Source organism: Paenibacillus sp. J31P316 (assembly GCF_056269105.1).
This window is the reverse complement of the sequence record NZ_JBWDNI010000007.1, coordinates 136,450-161,925: the sequence shown is the minus strand read 5'-3', so window position 1 is coordinate 161,925 and position 25,476 is coordinate 136,450. Positions and strand designations below refer to the sequence as shown.

24 protein-coding genes are annotated in these 25,476 nt (G+C 57.0%); 17 read left to right on the top strand and 7 right to left on the bottom strand.

Features of this window, described 5'->3' with window-relative positions; all coding sequences use genetic code 11:
* Positions 1–57 precede the first annotated feature (57 nt).
* Positions 58–2,019, top strand: coding sequence for a dihydroorotate dehydrogenase (locus tag AC0YNU_RS21040; RefSeq protein ID WP_475760252.1), 1,962 nt, complete (start codon positions 58–60; stop codon positions 2,017–2,019).
* Here the strand turns inward: AC0YNU_RS21040 and AC0YNU_RS21035 are convergent.
* A complete protein-coding gene (locus tag AC0YNU_RS21035) occupies positions 1,985–2,182 on the bottom strand; it encodes a hypothetical protein (RefSeq protein ID WP_475760250.1) in 198 nt (65 codons plus the stop codon). The two genes, AC0YNU_RS21040 and AC0YNU_RS21035, sit on opposite strands and share 35 nt — an antisense overlap.
* A gap of 425 nt (positions 2,183–2,607) precedes the next feature.
* Between AC0YNU_RS21035 and AC0YNU_RS21030 the strand changes: the two genes are divergently transcribed.
* The gene (locus AC0YNU_RS21030) at positions 2,608–3,663 is read left to right on the top strand and encodes a FecCD family ABC transporter permease (RefSeq protein ID WP_475760418.1); all 1,056 of its coding nucleotides are present in this window, start codon (positions 2,608–2,610) and stop codon (positions 3,661–3,663) included.
* The gene (locus AC0YNU_RS21025) at positions 3,663–4,700 is read left to right on the top strand and encodes a FecCD family ABC transporter permease (protein ID WP_475760248.1); all 1,038 of its coding nucleotides are present in this window, start codon (positions 3,663–3,665) and stop codon (positions 4,698–4,700) included. The genes AC0YNU_RS21030 and AC0YNU_RS21025 overlap by 1 nt, the downstream gene beginning before the upstream one ends.
* A gap of 129 nt (positions 4,701–4,829) precedes the next feature.
* Here AC0YNU_RS21025 and AC0YNU_RS21020 read toward each other — a convergent pair whose 3' ends face one another.
* Entirely contained in the window at positions 4,830–5,147 is a 318-nt protein-coding gene (locus tag AC0YNU_RS21020) for a hypothetical protein (protein WP_475760246.1), read from the bottom strand.
* Positions 5,140–5,508: a DUF6864 domain-containing function gene (locus tag AC0YNU_RS21015; protein ID WP_475760243.1), complete on the bottom strand. Its 369-nt coding sequence runs from the start codon at positions 5,506–5,508 to the stop codon at positions 5,140–5,142. Before AC0YNU_RS21015 ends, AC0YNU_RS21020 begins: the two co-directional genes overlap by 8 nt.
* Positions 5,509–6,029: 521 nt before the next feature.
* Here AC0YNU_RS21015 and AC0YNU_RS21010 point away from each other — a divergent pair.
* The 3 genes from AC0YNU_RS21010 (at position 6,030) to AC0YNU_RS21000 (ending at position 11,194) form a co-directional block, all read left to right on the top strand.
* On the top strand, positions 6,030–7,781 hold the full coding sequence (locus AC0YNU_RS21010) for an ABC transporter ATP-binding protein (RefSeq protein WP_475760241.1): 1,752 nt from the start codon (positions 6,030–6,032) through the stop codon (positions 7,779–7,781).
* 113 nt (positions 7,782–7,894) lie between these two features.
* On the top strand, positions 7,895–9,937 hold the full coding sequence (locus AC0YNU_RS21005) for an ABC transporter ATP-binding protein (protein WP_475760239.1): 2,043 nt from the start codon (positions 7,895–7,897) through the stop codon (positions 9,935–9,937).
* Between the two features lie 24 nt (positions 9,938–9,961).
* Positions 9,962–11,194 (top strand): MFS transporter, encoded by a 1,233-nt coding sequence (locus tag AC0YNU_RS21000; protein ID WP_475760237.1) that lies wholly within the window; start codon positions 9,962–9,964, stop codon positions 11,192–11,194.
* A 141-nt stretch (positions 11,195–11,335) separates the two neighbouring features.
* On the opposite strand, the gene AC0YNU_RS20995 is transcribed toward AC0YNU_RS21000, so the two are convergent.
* Complete coding sequence (locus tag AC0YNU_RS20995) at positions 11,336–12,523, bottom strand: GGDEF domain-containing protein (RefSeq protein ID WP_475760235.1); 1,188 nt, start codon at positions 12,521–12,523, stop codon at positions 11,336–11,338.
* A gap of 212 nt (positions 12,524–12,735) precedes the next feature.
* On the opposite strand from AC0YNU_RS20995, the gene AC0YNU_RS20990 reads away from it, so the two are divergent.
* Positions 12,736–13,326: a TetR/AcrR family transcriptional regulator gene (locus tag AC0YNU_RS20990; RefSeq protein ID WP_475760233.1), complete on the top strand. Its 591-nt coding sequence runs from the start codon at positions 12,736–12,738 to the stop codon at positions 13,324–13,326.
* 107 nt (positions 13,327–13,433) lie between these two features.
* On the opposite strand, the gene AC0YNU_RS20985 is transcribed toward AC0YNU_RS20990, so the two are convergent.
* Positions 13,434–13,964, bottom strand: coding sequence for an SRPBCC domain-containing protein (locus AC0YNU_RS20985; RefSeq protein WP_475760232.1), 531 nt, complete (start codon positions 13,962–13,964; stop codon positions 13,434–13,436).
* Positions 13,965–14,274: 310 nt separating this feature from the next.
* Between AC0YNU_RS20985 and AC0YNU_RS20980 the strand changes: the two genes are divergently transcribed.
* From AC0YNU_RS20980 to AC0YNU_RS20970, 3 genes are read left to right on the top strand one after another with little or no spacing between them, the layout of a single operon-like run.
* On the top strand, positions 14,275–14,997 hold the full coding sequence (locus AC0YNU_RS20980) for a hypothetical protein (RefSeq protein WP_475760230.1): 723 nt from the start codon (positions 14,275–14,277) through the stop codon (positions 14,995–14,997).
* Positions 14,994–15,548: an RNA polymerase sigma factor gene (locus AC0YNU_RS20975; protein WP_475760228.1), complete on the top strand. Its 555-nt coding sequence runs from the start codon at positions 14,994–14,996 to the stop codon at positions 15,546–15,548. Before AC0YNU_RS20980 ends, AC0YNU_RS20975 begins: the two co-directional genes overlap by 4 nt.
* A 13-nt stretch (positions 15,549–15,561) precedes the next feature.
* Positions 15,562–15,873, top strand: coding sequence for a hypothetical protein (locus tag AC0YNU_RS20970; protein WP_475760226.1), 312 nt, complete (start codon positions 15,562–15,564; stop codon positions 15,871–15,873).
* A 169-nt stretch (positions 15,874–16,042) separates the two neighbouring features.
* Here AC0YNU_RS20970 and AC0YNU_RS20965 read toward each other — a convergent pair whose 3' ends face one another.
* Both AC0YNU_RS20965 and AC0YNU_RS20960 read right to left on the bottom strand, forming a co-directional pair.
* Positions 16,043–16,336 (bottom strand): transporter, encoded by a 294-nt coding sequence (locus AC0YNU_RS20965; protein WP_475760224.1) that lies wholly within the window; start codon positions 16,334–16,336, stop codon positions 16,043–16,045.
* A 37-nt stretch (positions 16,337–16,373) separates the two neighbouring features.
* Positions 16,374–16,700: a hypothetical protein gene (locus tag AC0YNU_RS20960; protein WP_475760222.1), complete on the bottom strand. Its 327-nt coding sequence runs from the start codon at positions 16,698–16,700 to the stop codon at positions 16,374–16,376.
* Between the two features lie 143 nt (positions 16,701–16,843).
* On the opposite strand from AC0YNU_RS20960, the gene AC0YNU_RS20955 reads away from it, so the two are divergent.
* The 7 genes from AC0YNU_RS20955 (at position 16,844) to AC0YNU_RS20925 (ending at position 25,358) form a co-directional block, all read left to right on the top strand.
* A complete protein-coding gene (locus AC0YNU_RS20955; RefSeq protein WP_475760220.1) occupies positions 16,844–17,623 on the top strand; it encodes a M55 family metallopeptidase in 780 nt (259 codons plus the stop codon).
* 206 nt (positions 17,624–17,829) lie between these two features.
* Positions 17,830–18,831 carry an iron-hydroxamate ABC transporter substrate-binding protein gene (locus AC0YNU_RS20950; protein ID WP_475760218.1) on the top strand — a complete coding sequence of 334 codons (1,002 nt, stop codon included), beginning with the start codon at positions 17,830–17,832 and terminating at the stop codon, positions 18,829–18,831.
* Between the two features lie 237 nt (positions 18,832–19,068).
* A complete protein-coding gene (locus AC0YNU_RS20945; RefSeq protein ID WP_475760217.1) occupies positions 19,069–20,571 on the top strand; it encodes a S8 family serine peptidase in 1,503 nt (500 codons plus the stop codon).
* Between the two features lie 152 nt (positions 20,572–20,723).
* Positions 20,724–21,815, top strand: coding sequence for a serine hydrolase domain-containing protein (locus tag AC0YNU_RS20940; protein WP_475760215.1), 1,092 nt, complete (start codon positions 20,724–20,726; stop codon positions 21,813–21,815).
* Positions 21,816–21,876: 61 nt separating this feature from the next.
* Positions 21,877–23,448, top strand: coding sequence for an ABC-F family ATP-binding cassette domain-containing protein (locus AC0YNU_RS20935; RefSeq protein ID WP_475760212.1), 1,572 nt, complete (start codon positions 21,877–21,879; stop codon positions 23,446–23,448).
* Positions 23,449–23,511: 63 nt separating this feature from the next.
* Positions 23,512–24,270: a GNAT family N-acetyltransferase gene (locus AC0YNU_RS20930; protein ID WP_475760210.1), complete on the top strand. Its 759-nt coding sequence runs from the start codon at positions 23,512–23,514 to the stop codon at positions 24,268–24,270.
* A 128-nt stretch (positions 24,271–24,398) separates the two neighbouring features.
* A complete protein-coding gene (locus AC0YNU_RS20925; protein ID WP_475760208.1) occupies positions 24,399–25,358 on the top strand; it encodes a D-2-hydroxyacid dehydrogenase in 960 nt (319 codons plus the stop codon).
* The last annotated feature ends 118 nt before the right edge of the window (positions 25,359–25,476 follow it).

The following is a 25,476-nucleotide window of genomic DNA, read 5'->3' as shown; positions in this document are numbered from 1 at the left end:
GGTACTAGGACGAATGCGGTTAGGGATAAAGTCGAAACGAAGGCGGTGAAGTCGGGCATGCCGGATTGGTCTTATCAAACGCTTTTCCGCCCGGGCTTGTTCCGTCTGCCTGCCAGACGAGCCCGCGAATGGACGCTTCGGGCGATGCGCGGCGTAAGCGTACTGCCGGGGGGCACTTTATTGATCAAGACATTAGGCCATATGGAGCCTGCTTCGATTCTCGAGAGCCGGATCGCCGGGACGACGCTGCCGACGCCTGTTGGCCTATCGGGCGCCGTGGATCCGGAAGACATTGCCACTCGCGCGATGGCTCAGTTCGGGTTCGGCTTCGTCGAGGTGGGGCCGATTACGGTGAACAAGATCGCGGACGCTTCGCCGATTGAGATGGATCAACGCGAGGAAACGATCCTGTATCCCTGCCCGTACGAGAACGTTGGCGCGGAGGCGGCGCTTAAGCGTATTCGGAATCCCGGTCACCGGCTGCCGCAGTTCGTGCGCATCGCCTCGACGCCGGGAGCGAGTCCGGATCAGGCGAGCCTCGAGCTGCGGTCTTTAGTGGACCAATTTATGAACGAAGGTCAAATGTCGGCCCTTACAATCGAGGCGATTTCGCAAGACAGAAGTCTGGAAGAGAATGTACGCTTGCTCAACGTTCTGACCGCCTATATCCAAGAAAAACCCGCCAGCACGTCAACAGTGCTGCTTTATATCCCCCTGGATCTATCGGAGTCGCAGTTAGCGTCGCTGGTACGTGAAGCGGATCAAGGGATATGGAAGGGCTTCGTCATCGGCGATGCGATTCAAGGTCCGAACGGCACGGTGGCAGGCCGCCAGGGCAAAGCCGAATGTCTATCTAAACTGCGTGCGATCCGTATGCAAACCGAAGATAAGCCGAAGCCCCTTCTGTTTGCCGGCGCCGGCGTTCATGAACCGGCAGATGCGCTCGATTTGGTCGAAGCGGGCGCGGATTACATCCTGCTGCACAGCGGGCTCGTCTATTCCGGTCCGGGCCTCCCCAAACGCGTGAACGAAGCGATCATTCACCGCAAGCTGGCGGAGACGGAGCTTCCGGCTGACCAACCCTTCTGGCGCAACTGGGGTTGGATGTGCTTGCTCGGAATCGGCATGATCATCGGGGGCATTATCGCTTGGTTCATCGCGTCGACTTCAGTGCTTCTTCCCTATGACGAAGCCTTCCTCGGGATGACGGGGGACGAACTGAACGCGATCGACCATCGCTTGCTGCATTTCATGTCGCATGACCGTATCACGCTGGCCGGCACGATGTTATCGATTGGCATTCTATACTACCAGCTGGCGAAGCATGGCCTCCGGTTCGGTATCCATTGGGTAAGGATGGCGCTGCTGACGTCGGGTGTCGTCGGGTTTCCGAGCTTCTTTCTTTATCTGGGCTATGGCTTCTTCGATCCCGTGCATGCCGCGGCCGCCATCGTGCTGTTTCCGCTGTTTCTGCTGTCCATGCGGCGTAACCCGGACCGTCTTTATCGAGATCCGGTTAACTTGCATAACAGTACGGCATGGCGCCGGGCGTTATGGGGCCAGCTGTGCTTCGTCATTGTCGGTGCCGCGCTATGTATCGGCGGGCTCGTCATCGCGTTCGTCGGCGTTACGCATGTTTTCGTGCCTGAAGACATCGGCTACTTGGGTATGTCGCGCGAAAGCCTGGAGCTCGTCAACGCGAAGCTCATTCCGCTGATTGCGCATGACCGTGCGGGATTCGGCGGCGCGCTGTTCTCGGATGCGGTCGTGATTCTTATTTTCGCCCTATGGGGTCTGCAGCAGGGGGCCAAGTGGATGTGGTGGACGCTTCTCTGGGGCGGAGCGCCCGGTTTCGTCGCAGGGTTAAGCGTGCACTTTAGTATCGGCTACACTGATTTCCTCCATCTGCTGCCTGCTTACTTCGTCTTCGTGCTTTATATCGCGGGACTTGTGCTGCTCTATCCGTACCTGATGAAGCCCGCAGCTAACGAGGCCGCTTCTTCAACGAGCGGCGGATGAGCAGGGGCCCGATCATGCTCCCGGTCATGGCTGCGATTACCGAGTGGAGCGGGATTAGAAGCATGTAATACAGCACCGTTCCGCCGACGATATCGATGACGACGAATTTCTTGATTTCGGACAGCGGTACGACGACGACCACGAATTCCTGCTTGCTGCTCATTCCTGCATCCCTGCTTCCGTAACGATATCCACTTGAAAAGTGTATTGGCGTCTTTCTTGTCCGATGTCAGAAGGACGGCAAAAAAACGAAGACCCTGCTCAATGAGCGGGGTCTTCGTTCGGTACAAGTCAGGTGCAAGTCAGATGAAGAATGCCGTTCACGTGATGAGACAGGCTGTATAAGCGAACAACCCCGGTTTCTACGGGAAGAGGCCAGGGTGGTGCCGTCAGTTGTCGGTTGACAGTATCGTCCAATCCCCTTATCATAACAATGATAATCATTATCAATTATGATAGGCCGGACAATACTTCTATAACTCGAGAATCGCCTATAGGATTCGAGAAGGACGAGCGATTCCGGACAAGGTATAGAAGTGAATGAGGAGTGTCAACGTGGAAATAGGTGCTCGCAAACAGAACAAGGAGCTGCCCCTTAAGCCGAACAGTAAATCGGTCCAGAAAGCGGTCCAGCTCAGCCAAATTCAAACCAGGCCGGTTACCGCGATCTTAATCATCTTCGGAGGATTGATCGCGCTGGTTATCGGCCTTATCGTCTCGGTGTCATTCGGAGCGAGGGATATTCGCTTCTGGGACGTGTGGCAGGCCATCCTGCATTATAATCCGGATCTGACCGACCATCAGGTCATCCACGAGCTTCGCTTGCCGCGGGTGCTCGGCTGCGTGCTCGTCGGCAGCGGCTTCGCGGTCTCCGGCGCTCTTCTGCAAGGGATGACGCGCAACCCGCTGGCGGATTCGGGGTTGATCGGCTTGAATGCCGGGGCGGGCTTCGCGCTGGCGATTTGCTTCGCTTTCTTCCCGGGCCTGTCCTATTCGAAGCTTATCCTGACGTGCTTTATCGGCGCGGCCCTGAGCGCCGTGTTCGTCTTCTTCCTAGGCTCGATTGCGAAGGGCGGGCTGACGCCCATTCGTCTCGTCCTTGCGGGCGCGACGCTGTCGGCCTTGTTGACCGCGCTCAGCGAAGGCATTGCCCTCTACTACCGCATCGGCCAAGATCTCGCGTTCTGGTTCGCGGGCGGGGTGGCGGGAACGAGATGGGTGCACATCAAAATCATGTTTCCGTGGATCTTGATTGCGATCCTCGGCGCCATCGTCCTGTCCAAGTCCATTACGCTGCTTAGTCTCGGGGATGACGTTGCCAAAGGGCTGGGTCTCCGCACGGCCCGCGTCAAGTTCTTCGGCATGATCATCGTTATCGTCCTTGCGGGCTCGGCCGTCTCTGCCGTCGGCGCGGTTTCTTTCGTCGGACTGCTCGTCCCGCACGTGACTCGGAAGCTTGTGGGTGTCGACTACCGCTGGATTATTCCGACTTCGGCCGTGCTGGGAGCGCTGCTCGTGCTGTTGGCAGACTTGGGCGCGAGAATGATACGCCCGGGCTACGAGACGCCGATCGGCGCCTTGATCGCCCTTATCGGCGTTCCCTTCTTCCTCTACCTTGCCAATAGGGAAGAGAGGTCGCTGTGATGAATACCGAAATCTTACTATCCGCTGCGGAGCTGCGCAGACGCAGAAGGAATTTTATCGTCGTCGTCGTACTGGCTGTCGGGATCTTCTTATCCTTCGTACTGAGCATGAACACCGGCTACATCCGGCTTTCTCCCCTCGAGCTCCTGAAGACGTTGTTCACCGGGGGGACGGCCGACCAGCATTTGATTCTGTTCGACTTTCGGCTGCCGCGCATCGTCATCTCCATCTTGATCGGCGCCGGATTGGGGATATCGGGCTGCGTCTTGCAGGCCGTGTCGCGGAATGCCCTTGCGGATGCGGGAATTATCGGCATTAATTCCGGGGCCGGCTTTGTCGTGCTGTTGTTCGTCGCTTTCTACTCCTCGACGGCCGCGGTGCCCGCGTACGCGCTGCCGGTCCTTGCCTGGATCGGCGGAGGAGGGGCGGCCTTGCTGGTGTTCTTCTTGTCGTACCGGAGGAACAGAGGCTTGTCTTCCAACCGTCTCATTCTGAACGGGGTCGCGCTCAACCTGGGGATATCGGCATTTACGATCGTGCTGTCTCTGCGGCTCAGGCCGGAGCAATTTCAATTCGTGTCCACGTGGCTTGCGGGAAGCATCTGGGGCAAGGATTGGAAGTTCGTGCTTGCGCTCCTGCCCTTCATATTGGTCCTCCTTCCTTACGTTTATTTTAAAGCACAAACCGTCAACGTCATTAATCTTGGCAATTCGTTGGCTACCGGGCTCGGCGTAGCGATTAACCGGGAGCAGTTCCTGCTGCTGGCGGCGGCCGTCGGCCTTGCGGGATCATGCGTCTCCGTCAGCGGGAATATCGGGTTTGTCGGGCTGATCGCGCCGCACCTGGCCAGGTCCCTGGTCGGGCAGCGGCATCAGATCGTGCTGCCGGTTACGGCATTATCGGGCGCCTTGCTCGTGCTCGTGGCGGACACGCTCGGCAGGTGGGTCTTGCAGCCGACCGAGATTCCGACGGGTATCGTCGTGGCGGTCATCGGGGCACCGTATTTTCTCTATTTGCTCGTGCGTTCCAAATCCTAAATCCTTCATCCAAAATAATTAGGCCGGGTTGTCTCCGTTATGGGGAGCCCGGCCTTATTTGTTTTTGCGGTCTGTTAGCCCATGCGCAGCTACTGTGCAAGGAACATGCACGAATAGGCGCGAAATCACTCAACTTCCCGCGTCCTTCGACGACCGGGAGCCGATCAAGTAGCCGATAATCGTGGATTCGACGGGGAGAACGACGAGCGTCCACATTTCTTTTAGCCCGAAGTCGGGCGAGCGGAATTGGTCGGGGAGCAGCGTATAGACCAGCGCGATGAGCAGCACGCCGAGCGCGACCGTGCCGACGATATACAACCGCACGTTCTCGCCGGATCCGAAGAACTTGCCGAGGAAGCCGAGCTCCGCCTTGCGTTTGTCGCTCTCCGCGTTCGCCGCGATGATCTTGCTGGCAACCTTGGGGTCTTGGATTTCTATTTTATTCATGCTCCGCAACCCCCTCGCCCGCGAAGAACGTAAACGTGAGCGCCCAAGATGTCGCATCGAAGTTAATAGTCACCTCGTAGCGCAGCGAGAGCTTGCGGTTGTTCAGCACGCCGAGATGAATCATGTCCTGGTTGCCGGTCGGCTTGCCTCTCGGAAAATTGACGCAGGCAATCCGCACCTCATTGTAGCGGACGAGCCGAATATCCGTCATGTAGTCGTCCCTCGCCGGCTCCTGCTCCACGCAGAATACGAACGTTAACGGATCGTTCTCTTCCGACAGCACGATTTCGATGGGGTGCATGTCATAGGCAAAGACTCGGCCGTAATACACCGCTTCAAATCCGCCGGACGTGATTTTCATCTTGATCCCTCCGAGGTCATCAGTCATCGAACAAGCATCTTGGTCTAGTGTACGGGCGAGCGCGGGGATTCATGTCTATTACCGCGTCCATGGCGGCGGGCAGTCTAACAAGCCCGGCATGCATGCGCGGTGGATGTTCATCAAATCGTCAATTTTTTCGTTGACAGCTTTTGGGGGCCGATGGTAAAGTGACACATATACTTTGATGAACGGAAAGGAGGGTTACGTACATGCGCAACGGAACAATGGAATTTATCGCTCTGCCTGCGGGCGGAACTTACAATCGTAATGGACGTAACCCTCGCGTGAACTGACGAAAGCGAAGCGGAGAATGGCAGATTCCCGCTTGCATCGTCATGAGGCGCATGGTTACGGTGACGTAATCGTGCGCCTTTATTATCGCACCCGGCTGGCCTCGGCAGGTTTTCGACTGCTGTTGTCCGCATGCCGGGTCAAGGCGTACCGCTTACGGCGGCACGCCTTTTTTTGTTCCTTAGAAGTAAGAAAGGTTGAGGATATAAATGTTTGTCGTACTTAAGAAACTAAGCTGGTTTTTCAAAATGCGCTGGAAACGGTACACGATCGCCGTTATTCTGCTTACGATCGTCGGGATCATGGATGTGATTCCGCCCAGACTCATCGGCACGGCCGTCGATGGTATTCAACAAGGCACGATGTCGACGCATCGGCTGATGGAGCTGCTGCTCTTCTGGGCAGGGCTTACGGTAGGCGGCTATTTGATTACATGCGTCTGGTGGTCGCTGCTCTTCGGATCGTCCTTCGTGCTGGAACGGACCCTTCGTTCGCGGCTGATGCAGCATTTTATGCGCATGACCCCTACCTTCTACGAGCGTAATCGTACCGGCGACTTGATGGCCCGGGCTACGAACGATCTCGGCGCGGTGTCGCAGACGGCCGGCTTCGGGATTCTGACGCTGATCGATTCCACCTTGTTCATGATGACGATTCTCGTCATGATGGCGGGGGTGATCAGCTGGAAGCTGACGCTTGCCGCGATGCTGCCGCTGCCGATCATGGCGCTGATCATGCAGCATTTCGGGAAGAAGATCCACGAGCGCTTCATGGCGCAGCAAGACGCCTTCGGCAACCTGAACGATCAGGTGCTCGAATCCGTATCGGGCGTGCGGGTCATCCGCGCGTTCGTGCAGGAGGACGCGGATCGGAAGCGGTTCAGCGCGATGACGGATGAAGTGTTCGGCAAGAACATCGCCGTCGCCAGAATCGATGCGATCTTCGAGCCGACGGTCAAAATATTGGTCGGCATCAGTTATCTGATCGGTCTCTGTTATGGCGGCGTGCTTGTCTTCCGGAGCGAAATTTCGCTTGGCGAGATGGTGTCGTTCAACATGTTCCTCGGAATGCTCATATGGCCGATGTTCGCCATCGGAGAGCTGATCAATATCATGCAGCGGGGGAACGCCTCACTGGATCGCATTAACGAGACGCTCGGCGTGAAGCCGGACGTGAAGGATGCGGCAGCCCCGGTTCCGATGCCCGTGCCGGAGTCGATCGAATTCAATCAACTGACGTTCCGCTACCCGTCATCGTCCATCGATAACTTGGTCGATATCTCGTTCAAGCTCGTCAGAGGCCAGACGCTTGGCATCGTAGGCAGAACGGGGAGCGGCAAGACGACGCTGCTCAAGCAGCTGCTCAGGGAATACCCGATGGGTCAAGGAAGCTTGACGGCAGGCGGCGTCCCGCTGACGGATATCGAGTTGAACGAGATCCGCAGCTGGATGGGTTACGTGCCGCAGCAGCCGATTCTGTTCAGCAAGACCATTCGCGAGAACATCGGCTACGGTGTCGCGGGTCGGGAAGTCGATGAGGAGCTGCTGGGCAGCGCGCTGGAGCTGGCCGCATTCCGCAAGGATGTGACCTTCCTGCCGGATGGCCTCGAGACGCTGGTCGGCGAGAAGGGCGTGGCTCTCTCCGGCGGTCAGAAACAGCGGGTCAGCATCGCGAGAGCGGTCATCGCCAATCCCGAGATTCTCATGCTGGACGACGCCCTGTCGGCGGTAGATGCCAAGACGGAGACGGAAATTCTCACGGGCATTCGCAGAGAGCGCGCGGGCAAGACGACGCTCATCGCGACGCACAGGCTGTCGGCGGTGCAGCATGCAGATTGGATTATCGTGCTGGATGAAGGACGGATCGTGGAAGAGGGCGTCCATGAGCAGCTGCTTGCGAACAACGGCTGGTACAAGGAGCAATACGATCGTCAGCAGCTCGCTTCCGTCGTGGAAGCATAGCCCCGTTCGATTCGATAACTTAACGAATTTGCGATAACGGATAAGACATAGCAGATAAGACGTAACAAATAAGACGTAACAGATATACAAGGGCAAGTACGGATAAAGAGAAGGTGACAACACAAGTGGGCAACAACGGGAAACGATTATTTCAATATGCATGGCACTACAAACGCCCGATCCTGCTGGCGCTGCTGCTGCTGACGCTGGCGATCGCCGCGGAGCTGGTGGGGCCGTTCCTCGCCAAGCGAATGATAGACACGAACATCATGGGCATCGAGAAGCCTTGGTACCAGACCCAGTCCGAAGAACGCTATGCGGTCTCGTATGAGGGAAGCTGGTACAAGAGGGACGATCACTGGACGGACGGCGAAGAAAAGGGTCGCGAGGTGCGCGTCCTGCAGTCCGGCCGGAACTATTATTTCGTCGATGCGGCGGACGTTCCGGATAAAGGAGCCCGGGTATTCGATAACGACAACGCACGGTTGACGGTTACCGCGGAGGATGGGCAATCGCAGCAGTTTCCCGCGGATCAATTAAGCCGCGGCGAGACGTACGACTTCTTCAAGCCCGAATTCCGCAGCATCTTCACGCTTGCGGGGATCTACGTGGGCCTGCTGCTGATAGGCGCGGGGCTGGCCTATGGACAGCGATATCTGCTTCAGGTATCGGCGAACCGAATCGTGCGCAAGATGCGCAACGACGTATTCCGGCATATCCAGGAGCTGCCGGTTCAGTATTTCGATAATCTCCCTGCGGGCAAGGTGGTCGCGCGGGTAACGAACGACACGGAAGCCATCCGCGAGCTGTACGTATCCGTACTGGCGAACTTCTTCTCCGGGATTATTTATATGACCGCCATCATCGGCGCTTTGTTCATCCTGGACGAGACGCTGGCGCTCATCGCGCTGCCGCTGCTGCCGATCTTGTATCTCTGGATCGTCATCTACCGCAAGTTCGCGTCGCGCTTTAACCACGTTATTCGCTCGCGCCTGAGCGACATTAACGGTATGATCAACGAGTCGATCCAAGGGATGCCGATCATTCAAGTCTTCCGCCGGGAGAAAGAAACGATGACGGAGTTCCACGTGATGAACGACGAGTATTTCAAATACCAGAACAAGCTGCTGACGCTGAACTCCGTCACGAGCCACAACCTGGTGAACGTGTTCCGTAACGTGATTTTTCTCCTCGTCATCTGGATGTTCGCCGGCGGCTCGTTGAGCGCATCGGTATCGGTCGGTATCCTGTATGCCTTCATCGATTATATGAACCGGATGATGCAGCCGATCGTCGGCATCGTGAACCAGCTGTCCAATCTGGAGGTCGCGCGGGTGTCGGCGGAGCGCGTATTCGCGCTGCTTGATGAGCCCGGGGTCCAGGTATCGGAGGAGCGGATGAAGCGGTATACGGGCAACGTGGCGTTCGAGGATGTTTCCTTCGGGTACAAGGCGGGCGAGGACGTGCTGAAGAACATCAGCTTCCAAGCGAAGCAAGGCGAGACGGTCGCGCTTGTCGGCCATACCGGCTCGGGCAAAAGCTCGATTCTGAACCTGCTCTTCCGGTTCTACGATGTCGACCGCGGATTGATTACGATCGACGGCATCGATGCGCGCGACTTGACGAAGCAGCAGCTTCGCGAGCATATGGGCATCGTGCTGCAGGATCCGTTCCTGTTCACCGGCACGATCGCCTCGAACATCAGCTTGGACGATCCGTCGATTACGCGGGATAAAGTCGAGCAGGCGCTTCGCGACGTCGGCGCGTACGACATGTTCATGCAGCTGCCGGGCGGCTTGGATGAGCCGGTCATCGAGAAGGGGAGCACGTTGTCCGCCGGACAGCGGCAGCTGATCTCGTTCGCGCGCGCGCTGGCGTTCGATCCCGCGATTCTGATTCTGGATGAAGCGACGGCCAGCATCGATACAGAGACCGAAGCCATCATCCAGCAAGCGCTGGACGTGCTCAAGCGGGGACGCACGACGTTCGTCATCGCCCATCGCCTGTCGACGATTCGGGCGGCAGACCAAATTCTCGTGCTCGACCGCGGCCGGATCGTGGAACGCGGCAATCACGATACGCTGATGGAGACGGGCGGCAAGTACTACGCGATGTACCAGCTGCAGCAAGGCGCGGCAGTCGGAATAGGCGCATAACAAGACAGCGAAGGAGACTTTCAGTTGAGCAAAGCATTAACCAAGGCGCTTCCGATAAGCGCGACCGTATTTCCGATCCTATTCGCGATCAGCATCGTTCATTTGTTGAACGATACGATGCAATCCACCGTCACGGCGCTGTTTCCGATCCTGCGCGATTCGATGGACCTCAGCTATAAGCAAATCGGGTTTATCGCGTTTGCCATGAACATGACGGCAGCTCTGATCCAGCCGATGGTGGGCATGCTTGCGGACCGGCGTCCCCGTCCTTATATTTTACCGGTCGGGGTATGCTTTACGCTGGTAGGCGTCGTCGCGCTTGCGGTTGCGCCGGAGTATGCGTACTTGGTCATCGCGGTCATGATGATCGGTATCGGGTCGGCGATCTTCCATCCGGAGTCGTCGCGCGTCGCCTATATGGCTGCCGGAGCACGGAGAGGCTTGGCGCAGTCGATCTTCCAGGTAGGCGGCAATATCGGCGGCGCGCTCGGACCGATCATGAGCGCAGCCATCTTCGTGCCGCTGGGGCAAATCAGCGTGCTCTGGTTCTCGATTGCCGCGATCGCCGCGATCGTCATTCAGAGCTTCGTCGCGCGCTGGTATAGTCAGAACGTCCTGCAGCCGCGTCCGGCCGCATCCAAGTCCAAAGCCTCCTCGAGCGTGAAGAAGGAACGGGCCGCGGGAGCGGGCCTCTCGCAGCGGCAAGTGGTTTGGGCGATTATCGTGCTTGTGTCTCTAGTCATGACGAAGCATGTGTACATGTCCAGCATATCCAGCTATTATAGCTTCTATCTCATTGATAATTATGGCGTCACGGTTTCGCACGCGCAGCTGATTTTATTCGCGTTCTTGGCGGCATCGGCGGCGGGGACGTTCTTCGGCGGACCGCTTGCGGACCGTTACGGACGGCGCAACATCATCTGGTTCTCGATTCTCGGAACGGCGCCGTTCTCCATTCTGCTGCCGTATTGCAACTTGTTCTGGACGGGCGTGATGTGCGTATGCGCGGGGTTCGTGCTGTCTTCGGCATTCTCCATCATCGTCGTGTTCGCGCAGGAGCTGATGCCGGGCAAAGTAGGGCTCGTATCGGGGTTGTTCTTCGGGCTCGCGTTCGGTATCGGCGGGCTGGGCTCGGCCGTTCTGGGCTGGATCGCCGATTCCACGAGCATCGAATATATTATGAAGCTGTGCGCCTACTTGCCGCTGCTCGGCATTCTGGCGGTATTCCTGCCGAAGGATGAGCGTTTGCGGGCGTAGTGCCGCGTAGATTCAAAACATACAGAGCGAAGCGAGTTTGAAGCTTCTGCTCTGTTTTTTTATGAGAAGAGATGTGGGGCGTACGACTCGAGGGTCTCGTATAGCGTCGAGGATCATATATAGCGTGCAAAATGTACAGGGCTACAGAGGCTGCAGCGCCTGAGCCGGCAGCTGGCCGCGGAACGTGCCGCTTCGCCCGTTGCGCTTCGCGGTGTACAGCGCTTTATCGCAGCAGGTGTACAGGGTCTCAAGCTGCGTGGATGGATCGGGGATGAGCGTAAGAACGCCCATGCTGATGGTATAGGTGACGGGGAGGTCGTGAATCATCGTTCCGGTAAGCGCCCGGTTAATCCGCTCGGCGAGTTCATTGGACGCCGCTTCGTCCTTGCCGGGCAGCAGAATACCGAATTCATCGCCCCCGTAACGGACGAACAAATCGTCTTGTCCCAAATTTTGCTGGATGCGAGAGGTCAAGTCCTGGAGTACTTGGTCCCCGATATGGTGGCCGTACGTGTCATTGATGTTCTTGAACCAGTCGATATCGAACAGCAGGTAAGACAGCGGCGCTCCCTTCTTGGCATGATCCGCGAGATACCGTGCCGCATGCTCGGCGAAGGTTCTGCGGTTCAAGGCGCCCGTTAAATCGTCATAGCTGGCCAGCCGGATCAGCTCTTGGTTCGATCGCTCTTTCAATAGCAGCACGAATCCCATATTCTCCATGATCGTAATGAGATAGAGCGCCAAGGTCGCGATCATTTGATACTGGCCCGGCGCGTAAAAGCTTGTCGATATCGAGGCGTCGAAAAATAGAGCGGCGGCGCCCCTGGCCACAGTGCCGGCAAGCGTAAGCAGATAGAGACAGCCCATCAATCGCATGAGCAAGGATTGATTCTTCCCGAGCGCCATGCGATATGCCGGCAGCAATAGCAGGGCGAATACGAAGGAGCAGTAGGCGATTCGGATGTTCTCTTGGTTGTCTACGAGCAGAATCACTTGAAAGCCGACAATGCCGATGACCGCAATTATGACATAGAGAATCTTGGTTATCCGGCGAAGCTCGCCCCGCAGACGCAATAGAGCGATGATCTCCAAGGCGGCTCCGGCAAGCAGAATGGAGTTGGCGAACGAGATGGATAAGAAGTCGGCGATCTCCCCGCGCAGAATCATCAAGCACCAAGCGAGGATTTGCGCGCATTTGGAGAGGAAGAACATTTTGACCGTCGCAGCCTTCATATGATCATGCCAATAGGCGCTAATCAGAATGAACGTGAATATATAACCGATTCCAAGCGAGAGTAAGATCGTTTTGGAATCCAACAGCAACATCATGATGGGCCACCAGCTTTTAATAGAATGGACATGGTTTAATTATACAAAAGCTGGGAGGACTTTTGAACTACTGATTTAGACCGCGGGTCATGGACCGCAATCCGGGCGGCAGTCGAATATTGTAGAACGAGGGGGAGCGTCAATGACGTCCGCAGATGAAACTGATACACTAGCCTTATAGGGCAACAGAAGCGGATGGGAGCGTGTTGGTTTTGCCTCGGAATGCGGAGCGGGATTCATTGCTTAGGGAAGAGAGAAGGAAGCAGATTATTCGGGCGGGCAGTATCGTGTTCAGCCGGAAAGGGCTGGCTGCTGCCAAAATGAGCGACATAGCGGCCGAGGCGGGTCTCAGCCATGGGCATTTATATAATCATTTCAAAACGAAGGAAGAGCTGCTGACCGCGATCGTGCATGGCAGTCAAGAGGCATACAGGGTGCATCTGCTGGAGGCCATCGCACGTGACGAGCCTGCAATGGACAAGCTCCGGTGGAGCATGGAATTGCTTGTCTTTCGTCCCGGATTTTACAACAGCTACTGGGTGGTGCTGCAGGCGCAAGCATCGGACGTGCTCCCGCGAGAAGTGAAGGCGGATATCAACGCTCGCATGCTGCACAACTTGGAGCTGCTTTCCCGGATGATCGAGCAAGGGCAGGCGGAAGGAACGATGGCCGCCGGCGATCCCAAAGAGATCACGAAAGTCGTCATGACGCTGTTTCATAATATCGGACTATGGGGGATCAGGGGTCTCGGCGAGCCGACGCCGTCCGTCGTGGATTATTTGGTCAAGCTGGTGCGTCCGTGATGCGGAGCAACGTTGCTGTCGTGGCGTCCGGCTGCGGTGCGCCGGAAAAGAGAAAGGCCGTGATAACCGCCGATTAGGCGGCCGTCACGGCCTTTCTTCTATATGTCTTAAAGGCTTGCGAGATAGTCGTCAAGCTGGTCGAACGTGCCGCTGAAACCTTGCTGCATGGAATCGAACATGCCTCGGAAGAACGCGTGCTCCGCCGCGGATGCGCGGTGAGGGCCTCCGTCGATCGTAATGGTGGTTCGGCCGTCATTCTCGGCGAAGGTGACGGTATTCATCACTTCGAGCGGGAAATCAGGCGCGAACGGAGGACGCAGCGTGCCGCCCTCTTCATCCGAGAAGGAGTTCGTGAAGACGATTTTCTCCGGCGCGACGATCTCGTGATAGACGAATTTGCCCCACATTTTATGGCCGTCGGGCGTGCTCATGTTGTAATGGAACATGCCGCCCGGACGCAGATCGAGCTTGGCAACTTCGATGTTCACGCCTTTGGGTCCCCACCAATGCTGCAGGTGCTCGGCCTGCGTCCATACTTTGAACACCAGCTCGCGCGGTGCGTTGAAGGTGCGGGAAATTACCAATCTTGCTTCTTCCGTGCTGCTGGCATCGGTATTCGTTGCTTGGTTATCGTTCATTTCAATTCCTCCAATGTAAGATTAGATTAGGTTAGGTGCAGTCGTTCTTCCGTTGGTTCGTAAGTAAATCGTGCCGGTCCGTGTTCATAGCCTTCCCATGCAGTTCGTGCAAATAAACGTCTACAAGATGAGGTTCGGTGAGGCAGAAGAGTTAAAGCTCCTAAATCGAATATACCTGATATGGAATATTCCTGTCAAGGAATATATAATGACGCATTTTCCCGGACATTATTTTTCCAAATCGCCAACACTCGGCTCCTTCGAGCGTTATCCTATACGTAAGCCATTACATGGACTGGGGGAATGCGGAGTGGAAGACGTTGCACAAGGCATTACGATCGAAAACGTGGGGATGCTGGACCTGGCCGGGAAGCAGGCGGATGATCTGTCGGGCATCGCGTTGATTCAAAACGTAGGCCTTATTCTCGTGCCGCAGGCGTTAACGGCCGCGCTGATGAAGATCGCGCAGAAGAACGTCGGCTTGACCGTGACGCTGCCTGAACCTTCGGCGAACGGCAAACTGAAGGTAATCAGCGGCCAGGTAACGATAGGCGGGGAGGCCTTCGCCAACGAGAACGGTTCCGCCGACGACGTGCTCGTCATCGTAGGTCAGGTCATCGTGACCTCGCCTGTCGCCAAGATCGGGTTCGGCGAAGTGCACGCCGCCGGCCAGTTTATTTTTCCCAAGGTATCGGAAGCCATTCTTGCCGGCGGCATAACGCGGCTGGCGGGGCAAATCGTATACTACCACAAGGAAGCGCCGCGTCTGTTCGTCGGCAACGACACGTTCTCCAAGGGTTTCTTCGAGCTATTCGATACCCCGATGTCGATGGTGCTGGTCGGGGATTTCGAATTCGAGTCCGACGTGGATATCGCGTTGCTCAAGCAGAAGGTCACGGAGATCGTCCTGGTCGGCAACCTGAAGGCGCCGAAGCCGCTCGTGCCGCTGCTGCAGCTGCTGGCCGTTACGAAGCTCGGCGACATTATCGGCATCGATCCTGCGAATAGGTTGGATGCTGCGGGTGCAGAGTGAACCACCGCGAATGGTTTCACGGCTTGTACGCCGCGCATTCGAAGCAGCTCTTCTCCTTCCTGCTCGGCCGCACGAACAATCGCGAGCTTGCGGCCGACTTGCTGCAGGACGTCTATCTGCGAGCATGGAATCGCAGGGAGTCGATCGATCGGATTGAGCCCGACGAGCGGATCTACTGGCTCTTCGGTGTAGCCGCCAACCGTTTGAAGGACGAGTACCGGCGCACCGCGAACCAGAAGAAAGCGCAGGAGCGGCTGCGGGCCGCTCCTGCGGATAGCGAAGGCGATCTGTCAGGCGTTGTGGCCGGACGCGAGCGGGTTCGGGAGCTTGAAGCGAGGATGAACGATCTGCCGGACGAGCTGCGCTGCATCTTGACGATGAAGGTGCTGGGCGAGCTGAACAGCGTGCAGATCGGCGCTATTTTGCAGCAGCCTCCGGGAACGATTCGTTATAAAATCATGCAGGCGCGCAGGCTCCTGGCCGAGCAGCTGAAGCTGCTGGAGACGGTTCCGACCGGCGAGAAGGGGGATGTACATGCGCGAAGGCGATAGGAATGAAGCTAACATGAATGCAGATAACATGGATGAGGCTAACATGAATGCAGACGATTTGAACGAATATAGCATGAATAAGCATAGTGAGAATGAGTATAGCGCAAACGAACTGCCTGCAGGCGTTGACCGCGAACTGGATTGGCTGCTGGGCGAGTGGGCCGAGCAGGCGTGGCTGGACGTCCGGCCGCAGGAACCCGGAGAGCTCCGCGATATGATCGTCATTCATAAGGAATGGGGCTATGAATGGTGGCAGCAATTGTTCAACCGCGTGCCGCTTCAATCCGCTTACCCGCCGTTCAAGGATTGGGCGCAGGCGGTTTGACCGGGCGGGCTGCAAATTAGCGTCGGTAATCCGGCCACCTAGACCGATAGCGAATTTCCTTCAAGCCGGCACTAGAGCTGCGGGAGGCGTTAAGACGCAAAGAAGGCTCGCGCCATACATGGCGGAGCCTTCTTTGCTGTTCTGCATGCGGAATTCCCGGATCGGCGAATCAAACGCAAGTGAAAGCATCGATGCGCTGCAGATCGAAGCCGGAGAACATCCAGAAGAAGCCGTTCCAGCGAAAGCCCGAGATGGATGTCCGGCCGACGAAGATCGGGTAGAACCAGAAGCCCTGACCGCTGCGCGGCCAGATATAGGTGTTGCGGAACAAGCAGCGGGAAATCGCGCCCGGATCGATGGCGAGCGTCGATGCCGAGAGCGGCTTTATGGGGACGCTCTGCGGCGGCGGCGAGGACGGGGGCTGCTGCGCGCCCTGCGGCCCGATAGGAGGCATGAAGGCCATATGGATCACTCCTTGTTAGTCGACTGCTTCTGATGGCTCAGTGCAGCAGCGTGATGGCAAGCAGATTGAACAATACCAGAGGCAGCACGGGGTTGTTGTAATAGGGATTGAATCCGCCCCCCGGGAAAAATGCACGGGCATAGCCCTCGTTCGACAGGCAGATGTAAAGAATGCTCTTGTCGCAATGAACGATGTGTCCTTCGAAAACGTCGCCGTCCACCGTCTCCACCTTCACCAGGCTGTTGGCGTGCTTGGCGCACAGCTGGTGGAGATGGTCGTTGATCGAGCGCAGCGTTTGATGCGCTTCGGCAGTGCATTGATAGATCGGCGTATGGCCTTGCTGTACCGTGTTAGACGAGCTCATGGTTGGATGACCTCCGTTATAAACATGGTTCATCCTATGCGAATGCCCAGTTCCGGGTGACAAAATGCCAGAACCATTGTGCCATCCGAACGGAAGACGTATACTCCGAGTGGAAGGACATGCCAAGCGCGGAGGTGCAAAAGGTGAACGCTTATTTTATCTTAACCGACCTGGAAGGTGCGGCCGGCATAGACAATTTTACGCAAACGCGGCCCGGCGACGGATATCCCGAACGCGTGGAAGAAGCGAAACGGCTGCTGGCGCAAGAGGTGAATGCCTGCATGGCCGGCATTCGCTCGGTAGATCCGGATTGCCGCATCGACGTATGGGACGGCCATGGGCCGGGCGGACTGAACGAGGCCGACCTGGAAGACGGAGTATATTTGCGCGCGGGCGAGCCGTATAAGAGCCTGGCCGGTTACGCCGCGTTGCTGTTTGTGGGACAGCATGCCATGGCCGGCACTTACAATGCGCCTTTATGCCATACCTACAGCTCCAAAACGATTGCGTATATGAAGCTGAACGAGACGTTCATCGGCGAATTCGGGGCCAGGGCGATGATTGCCGGCCTTCAAGGCGTACCGACGGTCTTTATCTCCGGCGATGACAAGGCCATCCTTGAGGCGCGGCTATTCGTGCCGGGCATTGAAGCCGTCGTCGTAAAGCACGGGCAAGGAAGGGAAGCGGCTGTTCACTTGGATCGGAAGGAGGCTTGCAGACTGATTCGGGAAGGTGCGGCGAGCGCGGTGAGGCGGCTGCCGGACATCGAACCGCTGACGGCCTTCGCATCGCCGTTCTGTCTGGAGATCGGGTATCTGCAGCCATTAGAGGCGGATGCTAGCGGGAGCGATCCGGATGTCGAGTATGTCAACGACCGCACGGTGCGCATGCACAGAGCCGATCTGCTTCAACTTCCGCTATGAATCGGACATGCTGGGACTCGGAAAATAGGATTCCAATAGGGCAGGAATTCCGCGGGGAAGCTCCTGCCCTGGCGCGGTGCCATCTCGAAACTTGTCACGTATCCGTCATTGACAAGCCGGAAGCAACCGTTTATAGTTTTATTGATATTGATAATCGTTATCACTAAATGTGGGGCCTTATACGAATGAAGGGGAGAGAATTAGAAATGAAGAAGCTCGTCATTATTCCGATGCTCGTGGCGCTTATGGTCGTCCTCGGCGCATGCGGCAGCAAGTCGAACAACAACGGTAACGAGGGAGCGTCCGCGAACAACGGGAATGCGGCCGCGACGGAGCAGAACGGCAACGCCGCTACTACAGGGAATGGCAATGCTGCGGCCGAGAACGAACCGGCTGCGGGCACGATCACCTACAAATCGGAGGCGGGCGACGTCGAAGTTCCGGCTAATCCGCAACGCATCGTAGCGCTGACGAACGGACCGAACGTTATTTCGGCCGGCGGCACGCTGGTCGGCGTGGACGAATGGACGGAGAAGAACCCGCTGTTCAAGGATAAGCTGGCAGGCGTACAGGTCGTATCTCCGGATGACCTCGAGAAGATCATCGAGCTGAAGCCGGACCTGATCATCGGCAGCCCGGACATGAAGACGCTCGATAAGCTCAAGGAAATCGCGCCAACGGTCGTGTACACGTGGGGCAAGCTGGATTACCTGGCGCAGCAATTGGAGATCGGCAAGCTGCTGAACAAGGAGAAGGAAGCTCAGGCGTGGATCGACGACTTCAAGAAGCGTTCCTCCGAGCTCGGTACCGAAGTGAAAGCGAAGATCGGGGACAAGGCGACCGTATCGGTCATCGAGACGGATTCGAAGAGCTTCTACGTCTTCGGCAACGCTTGGGCGCGCGGAACGGAAATTCTGTATCAGGCGATGGGCCTGAACATGCCGGAGAAGGTCAAGCAGGATGCGCTCGGACCGGGCTACTATACGTTGTCTTCGGAAGTTCTGTCCCAATATGCCGGCGACTACGTCGTCCTCAGCAGAAGCACTGCCGCAGACAACGCGTTCATGAAGACGAGCGTGTGGACCAGCATCCCGGCCGTTAAGAACAAGCATGTCATCGAGATCGACACGGAAGCTTCCACGTACAGCGATCCGACGACGCTCGACTACTTGCTGGACATCTTCAAAAAAGGCTTCATCGGCGAGTAAGCACACTGACTGCGGAGAGCTCCGCGGTAAGCATAGCTATTACAAGCAGAAGCAGACACCTTCAAGGGCAATCCTTGAAGGTGTTTTTGTGTTGTTGTTAAGGTGGGGCGAAGGAACGAAGCCGTTCATGTTGAACTCCATACCATATGGAAATGGATGTAAGTGGACGGGGACCAGTTGAGAAAGCCTGGCTTTTGCTTGTATAGGATTAGAGACTGCAGAGGAGGGAGTATTACGATGACATGGCCATCCATCAGAACATTTCTCGAAGTCCCAGAAGTGCTCACAGGTGCAAACATCAACATCGCTATTATTGACGGTCACTTTGCTCCGCACCCGGATATTTCAACGCATGAGCAACGTCAAACCTTTGTAGTTCCTACCTCCGAAACAGATGCTGCCCCTATTCCATTACGGACAAGCGACGGGCCCTGGGATCCAGGCACGCACGGACTTTGGTGTGCTGCAGCCGCTGGAGGATCAGGTCAACTGTCTGGAGGGAAATACGCCGGTGCAGCGCCTGGAGCCAATCTGTATCTCCTCGAGACCGGCTCCTTCGCTACGCTGGAAGAGATCGAAGTCAAGGTCGTCAAAGCGTTGAATTGGTTAAAAAACAACTGGAATAAATATTGCATCCGAGGCGTCGTATTAACGGTAGTAGCAACAAGGGATACGGGCTTGCTGCCTTGGCAGGCCGATCCGATCCGCGTGTTATGCGAAGAGTTGGCGGAAGAGGGACTGCTTGTCGTTGCAGCGGTCGGCAACACGAAAGAGTTAACTTGTAATGGCCCTGCGGCATCCCCTTCCGTGCTATCCGTAGGGGGAGTTATTGTTCCTAAGGAGGGCGGCGGGGATAAAGCACTCCCGTATCATAGCTGCAGCGGGACGACTTTCGAGAATAAGCGGGTTCCCGAGACGCTGGCGCCTGCCGAAAATCTTGTTTTGCCATTCCCCTTTCAAACCGAGGAGGAGTGGAAGAGCCATGCTACCGCGCCATTTGATGGGTTGCCTAGCGGCTATGCGCGAATGGAAGGAACGTCTTTTGCCGGGCCGATCGTGCTCGGTATAGCCGCGTGCATCTGGCAAGCGCATCCAGACTGGTCCGCAGCTCAAGTAAAATCAGCCCTCGTCGGCAGCGGACTATTCCATCCTGCATGGAGTGACTCGAGTGCAGGACTCGTTCATGCAAGCGCAGCGGTTCAAACGAATGCGCCTTCACAATCGGAGTATGCTGACAGCGCCTATCTTCAGTGGCGGCGGTTGAAGGAGATGAGCATCGCGGACCGTTTTTCAGCAGGCACTGATAAGGCGGAGTGCATAGCGGAAAACTTGCTGTCCTTCGTTGAAGAATCGATTTCTGCCGAGACAGCAATGCTTGTGCAAGAATTTCTGGATCACGAGGCAGATCGCGTACGAGCGGCGGCCATTCTTGTTTTGTCCTACAATAAGGCCTATGTCAGTCCGATTCAATTGCAAACCCTATTGCTGGATGAGAGCAACTATGTCCGGACGGCGGCAGTATACACATTGCGTCAGTGTCCGGAACTATGGCGGCAGTGTACGGATGATGTCATTCGACTGCTTAGCGATCCCGATCTCGATGTGAAGTGCTGCACCATCAAGCTTGCCGCGCGAATGAAGCGGAATTGTTATGTGAAACCACTGATAGCTGGATTAATGAAGGACGCGGAGAATCAGCATGTCTCGCCTTTTGGGGAACGCTGTGCCGCGCTCGCTTGAACGAATAACGGGTATAAGCTTCTCTCCTGTTCCTGAATGGCAGGAAGGGCAGTGCCCCTATGCCAGCCGAAGCACGGAGGCCAGGCTGCATATAGCTGGTAAGTGGCTGGAGTGGTACGAGATGCAACGGACATAATGGAAGGATGGCGAAAATGGGCGGAGAACCATGGTTAACGATGGATCTTGAAGAACGAATGAAGCATTATGCCGTTCCGGGCGTCGGAATAGCCGTCCTACGTGAAGGTCGACTGGCGTACGTGCAGTGTAAGGGGATTATGGAAGCGGGGACGCAGCGGCAAGTGACGATGGATAGTCTCTTCCCGGCTTGTTCCATAAGCAAGCTGCTCACTGCGTTAGGCGTACTGCGCCTCGTGCAGGAAGGGGTGCTGGACCTGGAGGAGGATGTCAGCAAGTACCTGGTCTCCTGGCATATTCCAGAGAACCCGTACACGGATCAAACGAAGGTGACGTTAGGCAGCTTGCTGGCCCATCAATCGGGCATTATGGATAACGAGGGAAGTTTTGATGTCTATCAGCACGGCGATCCTTTCCCGGGTCCGCATGAGATTCTGTCTGGGCAAACAAGCTATCATATCGGGCCTGCCCAAATTACCGCTGTACCTGGCAGTCGGTTCGCCTATTCGGATGCAGGCTACAGCGTGATTGAACAGCTCCTGGAGGATGTAACCGGCGAGTCGCTCGCTCATGCTATTGAACGGCTTGTCATTGCGCCGCTAGGATTAAGCCGGACGTTGTTTTGGAAAGGCTCTGAGCCCGACGCGAAACTAGTGAATGGCCGTTACATCCGCGCGGAAGCCGTGATGGGGCACGATAAATTCGGCCGGGTCGTTGCTGGACAGAGAGCCCATTATCCTAATTTGTCAGGGGCGGGTTTATGGACTACGCCGGCCGAACTGGCAGTGATAACGCTGGCCATGATGGAGGCTTGGAGCGGCGATTCGCATGCATTCCTTCGCCAGCGTATTGTCCGGCGGATGCTTTCGGGCTATGGATGTGACCACACAGTAGGCCTGGGAGTCTTCCTGCCCCAAGGAAGCCAAGAAGCCTGCATGGTTTCCAAAGGCTGGGGCGTTGGGTCTCAGTGCATGCTGGTGGCGTACCCCCGCCTCAGAAGCGGCGTTGTCATCATGACCAATTCGGAACCGGGCAAACCGCAGGAAGAGGCTTTAATCGGCGAAATTGTCCGCGAGCTTTGCCGATCTTACGATTGGCCGGAACCTTGAAAGGAACTAATGATATAATCGAGCAAGGCATCAGATTGACGGAACTGGAAGGGTGATGGACATGAGCGTCATTCGCTTGGAGAACGTGACGAAGAAATACGAAGAGTCCTTGATCTTCCGCGATATTTATTTTCGCGTGAGCCAAGGCGAGCGCATCGGCCTGATCGGCCGGAACGGTGCGGGCAAGTCGACGGTGTTCAAGCTGATCTTGGGGCAGGAAGAGCCAACATCCGGCAAAGTAGAGCTAGATCCCAAGGCGAAGATCGGCTACTTCTCGCAATTCTCGGAAATGCGCGGCAGCTTGTCCGTGCAGCAGGAGCTGGAGCTGTGCTTCGAGCAGGTGGCTCTGATCGAGCGGGAGCTGGCGGAGGTCGGGGAGAAGCTGGGCACGGTCGCCGATGACGGCGAGATGGAAGCACTGCTCGCCAGGCAGGCCGAGCTGTTCGAGCAGATGGAGCATTTGGACGGCTGGAACGTCTCCGTCGAGATCAACACGGTGTTGACGAAGCTGGGCTTCAACGACCGGTCGCGCAACCAGCCCGTCGACGAGCTGTCCGGCGGCTGGCGGAACCGGGCCGCGCTTGCGAAGATGCTGATTCAACTGCCGGATGTCGTGCTGTTGGACGAGCCGACGAACTACTTGGATATCGAGGGCATCGCGTGGCTCGAGCAATGGCTGTTTCGTTTCAACGGCGCCATGATTCTGGTGTCCCATGACCGGCAATTCCTCGATAAGGTGGTCACGCGGACGATCGAGATCGAGAACTATCATTTTCAGGAGTACGAAGGCAATTACACCGACTATGTTCGCAAGAAGAAAATGCGCAAGAAGGAGCTGGACCGCCAGTTCGAGTGGGAAGAAGAGCTGCTTCTTATGGAGTCGGAGGCCATCGACAGCCGTGCGAGCCGCAAATCCGCCAAGGACCGCCTATCCCGCAAGCTGGCCGACAACAAGAAGCGCATCGAGCCGCATCCCGTCAATGTGCTGATTACGGATATTTACGAACGGCTTCGCTTCCCCGACAAGCTGGCCGAGGTGAAGAGCATCGGGCAGAGCTACGACGGGCGGCAGATTTTCCGGAACATCAGCTTCGATATTCAGAAGGAAGACCGGCTGGTCATCACGGGACCTAACGGAAGCGGGAAGTCCACGCTGATCAAGGTGCTCACGGGGCAGGAGAAGCCGGAAGCCGGCGAGGTGACGTGGGAGAAGGGCGTGGAGTATGCGTACTTCAACCGGATGTGGGACGAGCTGGATCCCAAGGATACCGTCAGTCACGCGGTCAACACGTACGGACTGGGACTGGATGCGCCGCGCAAGAAAGTGAACAAATTCCTATCCATGCTGCAATTCTCGGAAATGGACCTCAGCAAGACGATCGGCCATCTCTCCGGCGGTCAGAAAGCGCGCGTTGCACTGGCGAAATGCCTGCTCTCCGGCGCCGCGGTCATCATCCTGGACGAGCCCACCAACCACCTGGACCTCACGAGCATCCAGGTCATGGAGCAAGCGTTGATTCATTTTCCCGGCGCCGTCGTTACGGTGAGCCATGATCGCTTCTTCATCGATAAGATCGGCACGAAAATGCTGGTCTTCGATCCGGAAAAGGGTATAAGCGAGGAAGCGCTGTAGCAGGAGAAGCTTCCTGATCGGATGCCGACGATTTGCAAGCAGATCGGAAAGGGGAGATGCGGAGTGGTGACGGAAGAATGCCTGCGCGCAGACATTCAGGAGCTGTTGCAGGCTTGCATGCGGGAGTTGTCCTCGCCGATCGACTCCTTCTTGGAGGATCACATCCTGGCTTCGGCGTTCTACAGAATCAGGGACGAAGCAGAGACGATCGGGTATTATGCGATTCACGACGGTCAGCTGGTCACGCAATTTTACATTCGTCCATCCCATCGCAAGCATGCGCAGCGCCTGTTCGGCGGCATGCTGGAGCGTCACGCCGTGAAAGCTCTCTTCGTTCCGACCTGCGATGAGCTGTTCCTTAGCTTGGCGATCGACAAGGACGCCGGCATTCAGAAACAGGCTTATTTCTTTCAGGAAAGCGATTCGGCGGCCGGGATTGAAGACGATGAGGCGTTCCGGATGGCCGGCGTAGACGACCTCGGCGCTATCGAGCTCGTCTGCGGCGACTTCCTGGATCGTTATGAACAGCGAATCGCGAACGGCGAGCTCTTCACCTACTACAGAGGGAACGACTTGCTGGGCATCGGCATCGTCGAGCGCTCCAAGCTGTTCAATGGACGAGCGAGCATCGGGATGTTCACGAATGAAGCCTGCAGAAGGCAAGGAATCGGGACGACGATCATTCGTCAGCTTCGAAAATGGTGCGGGGTCCAAGGGATCGCTCCAGTCTGCGGATGCTGGTACTATAACGACGCCTCGAAGCAGACGCTCGAGAGCGCGGGCATGGTAACGAAGACAAGATTGCTGCGTGTTCAGCTCTAATGGCTTCGCTTTACTTCGTTAGCCGCTAATGTTCAGCTCCAACCTGTTCAGCGCTATAGGTTCAGACCTACCTGTTCCGCTTCAACCGCATTGACCATCTTCGCAACCGACAAGGAGGATATCCAGTTATGAGAACGATCCTTTGCCTACGCGCGTTTACGCCTAATCAGCAAGCAGCCGTGCGCGATGCGGCGCCGAATGAAACAATCGTGTTCGGACAAGCGTCCGAGTTGGAAGACCGCGATTATCTGGAAGCCGAAGTCATTTTGGGCTGGGATGCCAAGGTGAAGGACATCGCGCTGCGGGAAGGTTCCAAGCTCCGCTGGGTGCAAAGCTGGTCGTCCGGCATCGATAGTCTGCCGCTCGACCTGCTGGAGCGGCGCGGCATCCTGCTGACGGATGCCAGCGGCGTTCATGCCCGCTCGGTGTCCGAGACGGCCGTGGCCATGATGTTGGGCCTGTCGCGCGGCATTGCCGCCGCGGTTCGCAATCAGCCGGAGGAGCGCTGGGAGAGCCCGCAGACGCTGGCCGAGATGAACGGCGGCACCGTCGCGATCATCGGCGCCGGCGAGATCGGCCGCGAGGTCGCCCGGCTTGCGCGCGCATTCGACATGCGCGTCGCGGCCGTCAGCCGGTCGGGCCGCTCCGTGCCGGAGGCGGATGTCGTCTACGAGACGGCCCGCCTCGACGATGCGCTGCGGGAAGCGGATTATGTCGTCAACATCCTGCCGCTCACGGACGAGACGCGGCATTTGTTCCATGCCGAGCGATTCGCCGTCATGAAACGCAGCGCGTATTTCATCAATGTCGGCCGCGGAGGAACGGTGCGGACGGAGGATTTGGTCGCGGCGCTGAACAATGGCGTCATTGCGGGGGCCGGACTTGACGTGTTCGAGCAGGAGCCGTTGCCCGCCGGGCACCCGCTATGGGCGATGCCGAACGTGATCGTAACTCCGCATAATGCCGGCGGGATGACCGTTCGCAACAATGAGCGGCTGATTCGCCTGTTCGCCTCCAACCTGGGGATCTACTTGTCCAGCGGGCCGGGGAAGCTGCGTAATCTGGTCGACTACGGCAAGAAGTACTAAGAGCGACCCATTGCGCTTGCTGCTCCCAGCTCGACCAAGTGCCGCAAGCGAGTTGCAACCCCGTATAATCCGGCACGAAAAGTCGGATGCGTGCGCGCGATCCTTGTTATCCTTTACG

Coding starts and splice junctions, on each gene's coding strand:
- AC0YNU_RS20965 (WP_475760224.1), bottom strand. CDS start 16,336: ATGGCCTTCATGCCTCCTATCGGGCCGCAGGGCGCGCAGCAGCCCCCG.
- AC0YNU_RS20925 (WP_475760208.1), top strand. CDS start 24,399: ATGAGAACGATCCTTTGCCTACGCGCGTTTACGCCTAATCAGCAAGCA.
- AC0YNU_RS21015 (WP_475760243.1), bottom strand. CDS start 5,508: ATGAAAATCACGTCCGGCGGATTTGAAGCGGTGTATTACGGCCGAGTC.
- AC0YNU_RS20945 (WP_475760217.1), top strand. CDS start 19,069: ATGACATGGCCATCCATCAGAACATTTCTCGAAGTCCCAGAAGTGCTC.
- AC0YNU_RS20935 (WP_475760212.1), top strand. CDS start 21,877: ATGAGCGTCATTCGCTTGGAGAACGTGACGAAGAAATACGAAGAGTCC.
- AC0YNU_RS20950 (WP_475760218.1), top strand. CDS start 17,830: ATGAAGAAGCTCGTCATTATTCCGATGCTCGTGGCGCTTATGGTCGTC.
- AC0YNU_RS20940 (WP_475760215.1), top strand. CDS start 20,724: ATGGGCGGAGAACCATGGTTAACGATGGATCTTGAAGAACGAATGAAG.
- AC0YNU_RS21035 (WP_475760250.1), bottom strand. CDS start 2,182: ATGAGCAGCAAGCAGGAATTCGTGGTCGTCGTCGTACCGCTGTCCGAA.
- AC0YNU_RS21020 (WP_475760246.1), bottom strand. CDS start 5,147: ATGAATAAAATAGAAATCCAAGACCCCAAGGTTGCCAGCAAGATCATC.
- AC0YNU_RS21025 (WP_475760248.1), top strand. CDS start 3,663: ATGAATACCGAAATCTTACTATCCGCTGCGGAGCTGCGCAGACGCAGA.
- AC0YNU_RS21010 (WP_475760241.1), top strand. CDS start 6,030: ATGTTTGTCGTACTTAAGAAACTAAGCTGGTTTTTCAAAATGCGCTGG.
- AC0YNU_RS20995 (WP_475760235.1), bottom strand. CDS start 12,523: ATGATGTTGCTGTTGGATTCCAAAACGATCTTACTCTCGCTTGGAATC.
- AC0YNU_RS21040 (WP_475760252.1), top strand. CDS start 58: ATGCCGGATTGGTCTTATCAAACGCTTTTCCGCCCGGGCTTGTTCCGT.
- AC0YNU_RS20985 (WP_475760232.1), bottom strand. CDS start 13,964: ATGAACGATAACCAAGCAACGAATACCGATGCCAGCAGCACGGAAGAA.
- AC0YNU_RS20960 (WP_475760222.1), bottom strand. CDS start 16,700: ATGAGCTCGTCTAACACGGTACAGCAAGGCCATACGCCGATCTATCAA.
- AC0YNU_RS20970 (WP_475760226.1), top strand. CDS start 15,562: ATGAATGCAGATAACATGGATGAGGCTAACATGAATGCAGACGATTTG.